Genomic DNA, 12878 nt, shown 5'->3' with positions numbered 1-12878 from the left:
AAGGATGAATCCGGCATGAAAGGCTTAATTACCCTGATGGCTATGTCCCTGATGTTTTTCACGAGCGCCCCTTCTGTATCTGCTTTTTATAAAGGGTTTGCCGAGGACCTGCAAAGTGAAGAACAAACAGAAGACGCCAGAAAGGAAACCTATCACCATATTTTCCTCGAACTTGAGGCAGAGGAATTAGGGATTGAAACAGATGGCAAAGATAAAGAGCAATTACACAAAGAAGTAGCTGAGATAAAAATTAAACAATCAGCAGAAGAGAATGGGATTGAAACGGAAGGTAAAGATGTCAGAGAACTTGCCAAAGAAGTTCATCATGCGGAGGTAAAGGATAAGGCAGAGGAACTCGGCGTTAATCAAGACGGAAAAGATCCCCAATTACTTGCAGAAGAAGTATTCGAAACGATGCTAAAGCAACGGGCTGAGGAACTGGGTGTTGATCAGTCAAATAAAGATGTAGAAGAACTGAAGAAAAGTGTTATGAAAGCATCGATCGATAATGAAGCGAATACATTAGGCATCGATACTAAAGAAAAAGATGTCCTGGAACTGAAAAAAGCCATTCACGAACAGAAAACTATTCAGACAGCTGAAGCTTTAGGAATGGAGACAGAAAGCAAGGATGCTGAAACACTCTTTGATGAAATCATGACACAGCATGCTAAAGAAGCCAAAGAACAGAAGCTGTACCCGTTTGTCAAAAAGCAAGGAAAGTTCTTTAATGATTACCACATGAGGAAAAAACAGAAATAGCACCCTTTTAACCAAAAAATCCCGTGTCACTTAGTGGTACGGGATTACGATTGACTAATGTAGTGTTTATCCCGCTGTCGAAAATATTCGTTGTAAAAAGGGTTTTGGGCGCAGGATGTTGAATATACTAATGAGACATATTTGCGTAAGGGGGATGAAAATGAGTGACAATGCACAAATCAAAGTAAATGATAATGGACCTTATCTGGTGAAAGGCAATGTGGAGATGGTAGATGCAGACGGCAATGTATTTGAAACCAAAAAGGCTTTCTCCCTTTGCCGTTGCGGTCATTCAAACAATAAACCATTTTGCGATGGGACCCACCGGAAAGTCGGTTTTGAAAGTGAGCCGCGTGCGGAATAATGTTAGGTCCCTCTATGTTTGATAGTGGCGTAGAGGGACTTTTCGCCCTTTTGATTACTGAATTTTTCAATATATTTTCTCGTGTTAATATTACTTTCAGCTTAAGTTCTACCTGAGAGTAGATGGTCTATTTAGGATAATCGGTGAGAATCCTCCTCATTTCGAATGGGGAGATGAATCACCGCCATCTAAACCATATGTTATTCAATAATAACTATTATAATGGAAGCTAATTCTTATAAATGATAAACTACATGTATGAAGAAAAATAATCTTATCCACGCAAGAACTTGTGTCTATAATATCAATTATCACCTTGTTTGGTCCATGAAATATCGTCGAAAAATTCTAAATGAGGCCATTGAAAAAAGACTCAAAGAAATTTTCCGGGATATAGCGGAAGAAAAAGGTTTTATCGTCCATATGATCGAAGTGGGTGAACTCGGGTCTATCCATGCTTTTGTGTCCGCTCATCCAAAAGTAGCTCCTTCCTATATGGTGAAAATGCTAAAAGGGATTTCTGCCCGTAAACTATTTTTGGAATTTCCTCATATAAAGCAATATCTGTGGAAAGGACGGCTTTGGAACAGTAGCTTTTATATTGAAACGGTTGGCTCTATTTCGGAAGATGCTATCCAAAAATATATTGCGAATCAATCCAAAAGAGGGTAGAGATGATAATGAAAAAAACGTATAAGTTTAAACTTGAACCGAACCAGGAACAAGAAGCCAGCATGAATTGGGTGTTAATGATGTGCCGTCAGTTATATAATGCCATGCTTGAGCAGCGAATCTTTGCTTATAAAACACGTGGTGTCGCCATTCGTTATTATGGTCAAAAAAAGGAACTTCCCCTATTAAAGCAGGAAATCCCTGAATACAAGCAGATACAATCTCAAGTGTTACAGGATGTTGTCGGACGCCTGGACAAAGCATTCCAAGCCTTTTTTCGACGACTGAAGGCTAAACAGAAAGCAGGATTTCCGAGATTCCAGGGTGACAATCGCTATCATAGTTTTACCTATCCTCAAAGTGGCTTCGCTCTAAACGGGAAAATGCCTCAAGCTGTCAAAATCGGCCAATGTTCGGCATTAAGTGTCATCGACAAATCGAGGGGACGATTAAAACTTGTACCATTCGCCGTCAAAACAACAAATGGTATGCGTGTTTTTCCTGTGAGATTGATGTGGAACCGGCCCCATCAACAGGCGAAGAAATCGGCATTGACCTGGGTATTCTGAATCTGGCAACCGCCTCGAACGGCGATTTATACGACAACCACCGTTTTTTAAAACAATCCGAGAAGAAAATTCGTTATTGGAACAAAATCCTGTCACGACGAAAGAAAGGGTCGCGTCGATGGCACAAGGCAAAGCAACAACTGACAAAAGCTTATGAACAGTTGGCAAATCGTCGTCGTGACCGAGCGCACAAAGTGAGCCGCCAAGTGGTAGATCAATACGACCTCATCGCTTTTGAAGATCTCAACATTCAAGACATGGTTAAACATAAGACACTATCAAAATGGATACTGGATGCTTCGTGGCGTTCACTTGTTGTGTATACGACTTACAAAGCGGAAGAGGCTGGTAAGTGTGTCATTCAAGTGAATCCACAAAATACAAGCCAGGAATGTTCTAATTGCCGCCAAATGGTTCGCAAAACATTGGATGAACGTACACATTGTTGTCCAAACTGCGGTTACACGGTGGATCGGGATGTCAATGCGGCCGGGAACATTTTAAACAGGGCAAAAGAACAACTGGAAACGGCTTCTTAATCTTAGAACATATAGGCACGGAACAGGCCTTCGTGGAGAGGTGGGTTGCCGTCTCTGTGAAACGAGAAGCTCGCCATTTTAATGGCGATGTAGTTCACGAAGCAATATAATTGTCATGAAACCGTCCATTTGGAATAATATGAGTATGTATACGAGTCGAAGGTGCTGGCGACTGTGGATTTCCACCTGAACATTGTGTGATTTATAAAGTGATAAGACCTGCAGGCGATTGCAATGGTAAAATATAAATTATGAAGGAGTGAACTGTATTGAAAGCTTTGGTAATAGGTGCGAATGGTCAAATTGGAAAACATATTGTCAATCAATTAAAAAAAAGCGATGAACATACTGTACGGGCAATGGTCCGAAAAGAAGAACAAGCAGAAGAGCTGAAGAAAAATGGAATCGACGCTGTCATTGCAAACCTTGAGGGCAGTAAAAAATCATTGGTCAAAGCGGCAAAAGGCTGCGACGCGGTTATTTTCACAGCTGGATCAGGCGGGAGCACCGGTGCCGATAAAACATTGCTCATTGACTTGGATGGTGCTGTCAAAGCAATTGAAGCAGCTGAGGAAACAGGTGTTGAACGCTTTGTGATGGTAAGCGCCCTGCAAGCCAATAACCGAGAAAAATGGAGCGAAAAAATCAGGCATTACTATGTGGCCAAACATTATGCTGACAGAATGCTCGAGGCAAGCAATCTGAATTACACGATTGTGCGGCCGGGCGGACTGTTAAACGAGGACGGAACGGGTAAGGTGCATATAGCTGGAAACCTGGACGAGCGTGGATTTGTGCCGCGCGAAGATGTCGCGGCAACAGTTATCGCCTCGCTGTCTGAGGAAAATACGCATAAACAAGCGTTTGATCTTGTGTCGGGTGAGACAGCGATTGCTGATTCCTTGAAGAACCTGTAATATACGAATTAACACCAAAGGCCAAGGTGGCTTTTGGTGTTTTTTACGTTCACTGGTTTACATAGAGCAAACGGTTGTATAATAGAAAAGAGGTGATAACAAATGCAAAAGAAAATCATCATTGACTGTGACCCTGGCCATGATGATGCGATGGCTATCATCATGGCGGCGTCCGGAGCGAGTCATTTGCAGTTAGACGCGATCACAACAGTTGCCGGCAATGTGGATGTGGCGAAAAACACTAAAAATGCACTGCGGGTATGTGAACTGATTGGACTGCATGATGTTCCTGTGGCAATGGGAGCTGACCGGCCCCTCGTCCGTGAGCCATTGGAGGCTTCGCATGTTCATGGCAAAAGCGGCCTGGACGGGACGGCACTTCCGCAAGAACCAGCCAAACAACCGGTTGATCAGCACGCGGTAGACGTCTTGATTGAGAAATTGATGGCTTCTGATGGGGCTATTACAATTGCAGCAATCGGACCACTGACGAACATTGCATTGTCTATCCGGAAAGAACCGCGTATCGTTCCGAAAATCAAAGAGATTGCACTGATGGGCGGCGGTACATATGGGAATAGAACACCAGCTGCTGAATTTAACATTTATGCGGATGCAGAAGCGGCTAAGATTGTATTCGAAAGCGGCGCTCCGATTACGATGTTCGGACTGGATGTTACCCATCAGGCATTGGCAACTTCAGATAAGCTGGAGGAGCTGAAAGCTATTGATAATCCTGTCGCGACAGCAGTTGCTGATATGCTGACCTTTTATTCCGGCGCATACAAAGGAAAATTTGCCGGGGCTGCTCTCCATGACCCTTGTCCGATCGCTTACCTGATTGACCCGGCTATAGTTGAACTGGATAGCGTTCGAGTCGATGTGGAAACAACCGGTGAATTCACGTATGGCATGACCGTTGTTGATTTAAAAGGTGCAACGGGCAGAAAAGCAAACGTTCATTTTGCCCGCCAGCTGAACCCGGACAGATTTTGGCAGTTGTTTATGGATGCATTGAGGTCGTATTAAATTTGTGAACGCGGCTTTAACTGCATTGATTCAAACGAGAACGCGCGACTGTGGACTTGGCAGGTCGCGCGGCAATAGATGAACTCGCGCGAGGAAGCCATGATTTCGCGCGGAAATCCCATCAAATCGCGCGACAACAACCCAATCGGGCAACGTCAATAAATCCTTCTTTTAACTACAATCGAATCCAATGACAAAAAAGGGGCATGACATTCAAAAATTTTTTGAAAACACGCCCCTTTTTTGCGATAACTTTCGATTGTAGTTATGACACTAGTTCATATTCGCTATGCCTAAATGGGTATCGAGATCACCGTAGATTGGCTTTTGAGCAACATCTACACCCTTAAGCCAGCTGGCAAAGTCAAACTCGACTGGTTCCTGATCGCCGCCTAAGGCAAACCATGCTTTCAGATCCTTTGGAAAATAGGCAGTCGTATGAATAGTCCCGGCCCAGCTTTTATACAGATCCGAAAAGACACCTTTACCCTTGTCATTCAGCAATCGGAAAGCATCATATGCATTGATTGATCCGGTGTTTTCTTCCTTAATCCGATTCATTCGTCTGTAGGAATCATCCAAATGATGGCGGTTTTCATGCTTGAGAAGTTCAAAATGGTTGGTACAGATATAGGCTTGCCGCACTTCCACCGATCGCGGCGATGCTTCAATCACATATGTTTTTTCATTCCGGTCCAGTACAACATAGCTGAACGATCCGCGGTGGGGGATTTCCTTCAGCAGCTGAATTGCATCATCAACGGTAACGCACGTTTCCAGAATCATACGTCCGATCATGAAGCACGTAAAACCATCACCAGGTTTACGCCGCTGCATGAAGTTGTAACCCATAACCAGGCCTTTTTCGTTCATGCCATCCATTCGTCCGGTAATGCGTGAGGCCGGCCCGATAATGGCGTAGCCCTGGTCGCTTGGCTGAAAAAAGCTGTAGCGGCCGTCATAGGTGAGCGGATGATAATCATAATTGCGCACCATAAAATCCGCTCCAGTTAAAATCGAGCAGCCGCTTGGTTTCATATTCACGCGATAATGGCCAAAATCACGCAGTACCCCCTGCATTGACATGTTCAGTGCATCGCGCAGTCCCAGCAGTTCATCCCAGATGCCGGGAGCAAACTGGATAAACGCATTCTCCGCCTCATGCTCATCAATTTTAAAACGGGGTGTCCTTACACGCCAGTTATCCTGCCGATTATGCAGCACAGCAGAATCCCGAAGTGTCATCCCTTGAGCATAGCCGAAATCATAATGGCTGCCGCGGAACTGGGTGATATCAACATGTATATTTGTCATGGCATTCATCCTTTTATCAAAATTACTTCTATTTTACGTTAGATTTTTAAAAATTAAAATCATGATGATTCAGAGCCATTGAAAACTTTTCATTTTGACTTAAAATAATAGACAGACTGATATGATTGAAAGAAGGTTTAAGCATGGCCCGTATATTATACATTGAAGATGAAACAGATATTGGCGAGTGGGTGAAGCAGCGTCTGACGGAAAAAGACCATGACGTTAGGTGGCTGTCATCCGGTGAAATGGCCGGCCGTTATATTCAGGAATCGGACATTGTCATTCTGGATGTCATGCTGCCGGGGTTGGATGGTTTTTCACTCGGCAAGCGGATAAAAAAGGAAAAGCCGGATTTGCCGATTCTGATGCTGTCTGCCCGCACGGCCGTAGAAGATAAACTGGAAGGCTTAAGTTTTGCGGATGATTATGTGACAAAGCCGTTTCATCCCGATGAGCTTGTGGCACGTGTCGATGTCCTGCTAAGGCGTTTTGATAAACAGGACGAGCTCTTGCAATTCCAGCACCTGACCGTTAACACACAGGATCTGCACATTACCAACCGGGAAACGGAAGAAGAAATCCAGCTTACCGGCAAACAGTATCATATTTTCCGTTATTTCCTGCGTCATCTCAATCAGATTTTAACAAAAGAGCAGCTGTACGAGGGCGTGTGGAATGAGCAATATATCGAGGGAGATAAAACATTAATGGTGCATATCCGTCACCTGCGAGAAAAACTTGAAAAAGATCCGGCCCATCCAACGATTATTGAGACAATTCGGGGCATTGGATACAGGGTGAGAAAATGAGGATTTTCAAATTTTTTAGATCACTGCAAGCGAAATATTTGCTGATTATCATTGTCGCAATTTTCGTTATGCAAATAAGTCTGATCATATCGGCTTTAATTCTGACTAATGCGGATGTTGGTGAACTGGAACGGGATTATTCAGGGGTGGAAGATAAATGGCACAGGGATGCCGGGGATATCCAGGACGCTTCAAGGGAAACGGTCATGGCTCACTTCCGGGAGTGGAAACAAGCCTATCCTGATGCCGGCATGTTCTGGGTGAATGACGATGGCCGGTTGTCGGCAGAACTTGATACCGCGGCAGATTTACTGGCGGAGTGGGATGCTGCGTATACAGCGCAGTTCATTAAGGATCGGTATAACGGGAATCCATTTACAGTTGTCGCATTTCTCGGTCAGGAAGAAAATCAAGGCTTTATCGTTTTGGAATTGCCCAGAGCCGTCATGGATAACGCAACAAGTGACCGGACCTGGGTATACTCAGTCACATTTCTTGTTTTAATTCTTCTGTTTATGATCGTATCACTCATTTTTTTCAGGCAGATCCGGAAGCGGCTTCTGAATCTGCAGAAGGCGATGGCAGTACGGGACGTTGACAATCTGCCGGTATTGATTGATGTGAAAAAAGATGATGAAATCGGCCAGCTTGAAACAGCATTCAACAACATGGTCAATGAACTGCGTGAAAGCAGGGAGCGTGAACAGGAAGAAGAGCAGCTGAGACGCGAGCTGGTTGCCAATCTGTCACATGACTTGCGCACGCCATTAACCAAAATGCGGGCCCAGATGGATGCCATCACCAGGGAAGGTTTGTCTGATGAGGGCGGGCAGGCTTTCGAACGGCTGGAAGAATCCATTGATCATGTCGACCGGCTGATGGAAAACCTGATGTCATATACGTTATTAACAGCGAGCAAACTGAAATACCAGCCGGAAGAAACTGATGTAATCCGTCATGTCCGGACGTCTCTCGCATCATGGTACCCGCTGTTCGAACAGGAAAACTTTGAAATTAATGTCAATCTGGAGTCGTTTGATAATAACGATTGGCTGGTCGACCCGCTCTGGATGGACAGGATTCTTGATAATTTGCTGCAAAACATCATGCGTTATGCCAAGGAAGGACGGTATGTCGGCGTAGCAACCGAGACAACGCATGACTATGACGCCATTCTCATCACCGACCATGGCCCCGGTATGGATAATGAAGGATCTGAAAAAGGTGCCGGCATCGGGTTGTCAATTGTTGATATGATGGTTCGGCAAATGGGGCTGGACTGGGATATTGATTCAGATGAAAGCGGGACTGCGGTTCGGATTAAAAAGCAAACTATCGATTAAAATAGAAGTTGTCGTTATTGAATCAACTGGCAGGTTACTCTAATAAAAGGATAAGTACATCAGTCGTTAGTCACAATTAAGAAAAATTAAAGATACTTTTTCTTCAGTTCAGTATCGAGAGCATATCGAACTGGGTAGTCCTGTTCACAGTTGACGAGTTTATGAGAGGTATCACCCTTTCCCTGGAAACAGAGATCATAGTTGCATTGCTGCTGGCTGCGCTGGAAATTATATTTGAGGACAAAGAGGATGGCAGTAAGCAGCCCTTAACCGCCGTTAAATGGCGATATGTGATATAATAAATGTAATGAAGTAAAGAATGTAAAGGGGTGATGATTGTGGAAGTATCAAGAATTAGTTCTAAAGGGCAAGTAACCGTACCGAAAACGATTAGACAAAAGTTGAAACTGGATGAAGGCGATCGTGTAGCTTTTATTGAGGATAATGGGAGGATCGTTATTACAAAGGCAAGTATTTTAGCTTTGCGTGAATTACAAAAGGAAATTGGGCAGGAAGCTGAAAATCAAGGCATCACAGAAGAAGACTTACAAGCTGAACTGGAAAAGGTCAGGGAGGAAATGTGGAATGAGCAAAAAAAATGAACACCTGAGAGTATTTGTTGATTTCAAATATTCTCATTTCTGCTGTCCTTTCCCAAAAGTCTATATCAAGCCATGTACTTGAATATATAACCCGAGTGCCATCAATTGGTTATTTGCAGTTATTCTATTAATGAAGTTTCAAAGGTGATTAATAGAAAATTTCCAAATAAGGTGAACACATGGGATCGTTTTTTAACAACCCTTGAATTTGAGTTGACATATACGCCTTCTGATCATAGGCCATATTTAATTCCAGATATTCGTGATGAAAAGGATATCCCTCCCTATTCTCGTGTCACTTGTCATTGCTGAACCTGATATTTTGATAACCGGCGATAAAGACTTCCATACTGATGAAATTAAGGATATTTAACGGTCTATACACCATCCGAATTTCTTCGTGATTTTACATAGTCAAAAAGGTTATGGGGTTGCAAATCTTGAATAAGGAATTCAAACATTATTCAGCTAACTGGCAGGATACTTCAAGAAGGTAGCCTATAGAAAAAGATAGGGTTATGCATCTTTATTGTTGTGATTTGGTTTTTGTTTGCTCTACAAAGTGATAAATATAAAAAACAGGTTACCAAGTAGGGTAAACAAAAAGGTGCGATTGTTCAATAAGTACAGTCGCTTCTTCCGCTAAAGGGGGTAATAAAATGGAAATAAAAATAGGAGATAGGACAATTACTTCAAAATCAATATTCAATATAATGTTTATATTGGTTTTAATTGCTACAATAGCTCAAATGATTCTAAATGTACTATCTCATAGAAACCTTATTACGGGAATGGTTATTTTTTCGGCATGTGCAGCTGGTATATGCTACTATTTTAGTAAAGAAAATAGTAATTAAACTATCTGGTGCTAATATCTAACAAAATTTTGTAGAATGTTGCGGTGGTGTGATGATGAACTGGCCAGTATTAAAAGACAAAAAGTGGTTGGCATTACAATCCATTTTAATTTTATTAAGCAGCCATTGCAATCGTCTTGGCTACTGTTAATAATGGTTATGGTGTCATTCTCTAGTCTTTTCAATGATTTCTGCTGACCTGGCGGTTGATGGGCAACGAAATTAACAAGATAAATGTTTATAAGTCATCTAATAACGAATCAGTTGATTACATTATAGACTAACATTTCTTCGTTAAATTGGTGCTTTTGTGAATACTTCCACTATAAAAATACGCTCGGGGCTTTTTGCTCCGAGCGTATTTTTTCAGCAGCTTCCCCGTTTTTAAACAAATTTTAACCTTTGTTGAACCAGGATTTAAATGGCGATGTTACCATTTAAGAAGAGGTGAAACAAATGATATGTAATACAGACAAATAATTTAGTTGAGCAATTTGGCCGGACAAGGTGGTGAACAACATCAGCCTGGCTATACCTGAAGGGGAAGTGTACGGGTTTCTTGGACCGAATGGTGCCGGGAAGACCACCACCATTCGGATGCTTTTGGGTCTGATGAAGCCGACATCCGGTTCCATTCATATCTTTAACCAGGATTTAAAGAAGGAACGCATTGATATTTTGAAGCAAATCGGTTCACTTGTTGAAAATCCATCATATTACCCGCATCTGACGGCAAAGGAAAATCTTGAAGCGATCCGGAAGATTTATCAGGTTCCGAAATCACGGATTGGTGAGGTGCTGGAAGTTGTCGGTTTGCAGGATGTCGCCAATAAAAAGGTGAAGGCATTTTCCCTTGGCATGAAGCAGCGGCTCGGGATTGCGATTGCGCTTTTGCATGAGCCCCGCCTGCTGATTCTCGATGAGCCGACGAATGGACTCGACCCGTCAGGCATTATTGAAATCCGAAATTTGATTAAACAGCTGCCAGAGGATTTGGCCATAAACTGTTTTAAATCTCGAGCCATTTGTATCGGAAATCGATCAAGATTGCCACATCAGTTGGATTATTTCGGACGAAAAATGATTTTCAGGATTCCATGAAAATACGTGACACGCTCAGCAAAAGCGTTGTCCTGCGTGTCAGTGACAGTATAGAGGCAAGTCAGGCACTTTTGGTCAGGGGCATGCATGCTGAGAGCCGGGATGGGCGTGTTTATTTGGATGAAGGTTCGGATGAGCATGTTGCGAAGGCTATTCAGATGCTTGTTCAGGACGGTTATGCGGTCTACCGGGCGGAAGAAGAAAAGCGGTCGCTGGAGGATATTTTCCTAGAGATGACGAAGGGGAATGCGTTATGATTGGACAACTTTTGCGCTCGGATTTTCTGAAATCAGACGAAAGGTTTTGGCTGTTGACGCTGGTTGGCCGCTCGGTGTCGTGTTCATGCAAATGGTAACTACGGTGTGCGTAAAGACTATCTGCTCCAGCAGAGTGACGATAACTGGCAATATTATTTGCTGAATGTGAATATGTCACACCGCTTGCCGTGGTGCTGGGCATTGTAAATCCTGACGTCGCTCACGGCCAGTGTGAAAATGAAAACCAATGCATGGAGCAGCTTGTCGCTTTACCGTGTCTAAAATGGCCGTTTATTTATCAAAGTTTATGGTACTTCTCTTACTGCTTTTTGTAGCATCCGTGTTATTGCTTGATTTCAACACTGGCTTTGGTATGTACCTCGATTTGGGTGACCACATTCCATATCTTGAAGCTGTCAAATTCAGCTTTTATCCGTTAATGGCTGCGCTGCCGGTGCTGGCGTTACATCTTTGGATAGCGTTGGTGAGCCGCCATCAGGGAATTCCGGTGACGATGGGTGTGATCGGTGTTATCTTAGCGTATATGGCCTATAATTTGCCGGACTGGCTGATTTGGAAGTGGCCGGCGTTGATGAATGGATGGGCGGAACCAGCCACGATTATCTGGCTTGGCATTGGTTGCGGATTGTTTTTATATGCCGCCGGGATGGTTCATTTTGTGCGAAAGGATGTGTCCTGATATGTTTTGGAAAGCTTTACACTCCGAATGGTTTAAGTTCCGGAAGTCCGGTATGCTGCCCATCCTGCTTGTCAGTCCGTTGGTTGGGCTGATGATCGGTCTGATGACGAATCTTTCGCAAATCGAAGCTGGGGTGAATTCATGGTATCTGCTGCTGCAGTTTATGATCCTGCCGTATGCGTTGCTGTTTTTGCCGTTGATGACAGGGGTGCTTGCTGGTATCATCTGCCGTTATGAACATCAGGCAGGCGGCTGGAAGCAATTTTTATCGCTGCCGGTGACAAGGGGCAATGTGTTTGTGGCCAAATATGTGTTATTAATGGCCGCTGTTTTGGTCATGCAGCTTTTGTTTTTGGCAGCTGTTTTCTTTGCTGGTCAGATGAAGGGGATTTCGGACCCATTTCCGATAATGATCATTTGGAAAAGCATTTTTGGCGGATGGGTTGCGACAATGCCGCTTGTAGCCCTGCAACTGACGCTGTCAATTCTCTGGAAAAGCTTTGCGGCTCCGTTCGCCGTTAATGTTATCTTCACGTTGCCGTCGATTTTGGCGGTGAATTCTGAGACGTACGGTCCTTATTATCCGTGGGGACAGCCATTTCTGATGATGTATGCCGGCGGGGCGCAGGAGAGTGTGTTCTTTGTTCCGTGGGAGCAGGTGCTGACAGTGGTTGGCGGCAGTCTCGTGATCTTTTTTGCTGCTGGATGGATTTATTTTCAGCGAAAGGCTGTCTGATATAGTAAAAATTTCTCTCTGACGTTTCGCTCGATTTCGGAGGTCGTTTTGGGCTAGAGAAGCCTTCTCTCTGACGTTTCGACCACTTCCGGAGTGCGTTTCGGCGGAGATAAGCCTTCTCTCTGACGTTTTGCATGCTTACGAAGGTCGTTTTGAACTTGAGGAGCTTTCTCTCTGACGTTCAAGCCTGGCAAGGAGAACTTTTGGATTGAGATATATCATTCGTTGAGGCGTTTCGGGTTTCTGTTGATCAGCCGGTGCTTATATTGCTTCCAAATTTGCTGTGTCTCAAAGATACAGTTTG

At 43.6% G+C, this 12878-nt stretch carries 15 protein-coding genes and 1 pseudogene; 15 read left to right on the top strand and 1 reads right to left on the bottom strand.

All coding sequences use genetic code 11. The features are described 5' to 3' along the window. Positions 1-15: 15 nt before the first annotated feature. The 7 genes from Len3610_RS15175 to Len3610_RS15145 all read left to right on the top strand — a co-directional run bounded on the left by Len3610_RS15175 (position 16) and on the right by Len3610_RS15145 (position 4852). Positions 16-762 (top strand): hypothetical protein, encoded by a 747-nt coding sequence (locus Len3610_RS15175; protein WP_176448707.1) that lies wholly within the window; start codon positions 16-18, stop codon positions 760-762. A 160-nt stretch (positions 763-922) separates the two neighbouring features. Then, positions 923-1126: a CDGSH iron-sulfur domain-containing protein gene (locus Len3610_RS15170; protein ID WP_176448706.1), complete on the top strand. Its 204-nt coding sequence runs from the start codon at positions 923-925 to the stop codon at positions 1124-1126. Between the two features lie 258 nt (positions 1127-1384). Continuing rightward, the gene (tnpA, locus tag Len3610_RS15165) at positions 1385-1798 is read left to right on the top strand and encodes an IS200/IS605 family transposase (RefSeq protein ID WP_176448705.1); all 414 of its coding nucleotides are present in this window, start codon (positions 1385-1387) and stop codon (positions 1796-1798) included. A 2-nt stretch (positions 1799-1800) separates the two neighbouring features. After that, positions 1801-2367: an RNA-guided endonuclease InsQ/TnpB family protein gene (locus tag Len3610_RS15160; RefSeq protein WP_176448704.1), complete on the top strand. Its 567-nt coding sequence runs from the start codon at positions 1801-1803 to the stop codon at positions 2365-2367. Further along, a complete protein-coding gene (locus Len3610_RS15155; RefSeq protein ID WP_255259915.1) occupies positions 2262-2906 on the top strand; it encodes an RNA-guided endonuclease InsQ/TnpB family protein in 645 nt (214 codons plus the stop codon). The genes Len3610_RS15160 and Len3610_RS15155 overlap by 106 nt, the downstream gene beginning before the upstream one ends. A gap of 269 nt (positions 2907-3175) precedes the next feature. Then, positions 3176-3823 carry an SDR family oxidoreductase gene (locus Len3610_RS15150; protein WP_176448702.1) on the top strand — a complete coding sequence of 216 codons (648 nt, stop codon included), beginning with the start codon at positions 3176-3178 and terminating at the stop codon, positions 3821-3823. 102 nt (positions 3824-3925) lie between these two features. After that, on the top strand, positions 3926-4852 hold the full coding sequence (locus Len3610_RS15145) for a nucleoside hydrolase (RefSeq protein WP_176448701.1): 927 nt from the start codon (positions 3926-3928) through the stop codon (positions 4850-4852). Between the two features lie 273 nt (positions 4853-5125). Here Len3610_RS15145 and Len3610_RS15140 read toward each other — a convergent pair whose 3' ends face one another. Continuing rightward, positions 5126-6166 (bottom strand): C45 family autoproteolytic acyltransferase/hydrolase, encoded by a 1041-nt coding sequence (locus tag Len3610_RS15140; RefSeq protein ID WP_176448700.1) that lies wholly within the window; start codon positions 6164-6166, stop codon positions 5126-5128. Positions 6167-6309: 143 nt separating this feature from the next. Here Len3610_RS15140 and Len3610_RS15135 point away from each other — a divergent pair, with 143 nt between their 5' ends. The 8 genes and pseudogenes from Len3610_RS15135 to Len3610_RS15095 all read left to right on the top strand — a co-directional run bounded on the left by Len3610_RS15135 (position 6310) and on the right by Len3610_RS15095 (position 12574). Beyond that, a complete protein-coding gene (locus Len3610_RS15135; protein ID WP_176448699.1) occupies positions 6310-6978 on the top strand; it encodes a response regulator transcription factor in 669 nt (222 codons plus the stop codon). Beyond that, positions 6975-8321: a sensor histidine kinase gene (locus Len3610_RS15130; protein ID WP_176448698.1), complete on the top strand. Its 1347-nt coding sequence runs from the start codon at positions 6975-6977 to the stop codon at positions 8319-8321. Before Len3610_RS15135 ends, Len3610_RS15130 begins: the two co-directional genes overlap by 4 nt. A gap of 92 nt (positions 8322-8413) precedes the next feature. Then, a complete protein-coding gene (locus tag Len3610_RS15125; protein WP_176449701.1) occupies positions 8414-8620 on the top strand; it encodes a YrvL family regulatory protein in 207 nt (68 codons plus the stop codon). Between the two features lie 39 nt (positions 8621-8659). Continuing rightward, positions 8660-8923 (top strand): AbrB/MazE/SpoVT family DNA-binding domain-containing protein, encoded by a 264-nt coding sequence (locus Len3610_RS15120; protein ID WP_176448697.1) that lies wholly within the window; start codon positions 8660-8662, stop codon positions 8921-8923. Positions 8924-9582: 659 nt separating this feature from the next. Then, the gene (locus Len3610_RS15115) at positions 9583-9780 is read left to right on the top strand and encodes a hypothetical protein (protein WP_176448696.1); all 198 of its coding nucleotides are present in this window, start codon (positions 9583-9585) and stop codon (positions 9778-9780) included. Between the two features lie 466 nt (positions 9781-10246). Beyond that, positions 10247-11138: pseudogene (locus Len3610_RS21475) on the top strand (ABC transporter ATP-binding protein). A 247-nt stretch (positions 11139-11385) separates the two neighbouring features. Then, positions 11386-11838, top strand: coding sequence for an ABC transporter permease (locus Len3610_RS21200; protein ID WP_255259645.1), 453 nt, complete (start codon positions 11386-11388; stop codon positions 11836-11838). A 1-nt stretch (position 11839) separates the two neighbouring features. Beyond that, the gene (locus Len3610_RS15095) at positions 11840-12574 is read left to right on the top strand and encodes an ABC transporter permease (protein WP_176448693.1); all 735 of its coding nucleotides are present in this window, start codon (positions 11840-11842) and stop codon (positions 12572-12574) included. The last annotated feature ends 304 nt before the right edge of the window (positions 12575-12878 follow it).

Source organism: Lentibacillus sp. CBA3610 (genome assembly GCF_013373365.1).
Lineage (GTDB): Bacteria > Bacillota > Bacilli > Bacillales > Amphibacillaceae > Lentibacillus.
The sequence above is the reverse complement of the archived record's forward strand: the minus strand, read 5'-3'. Positions and strand labels throughout refer to the sequence as shown.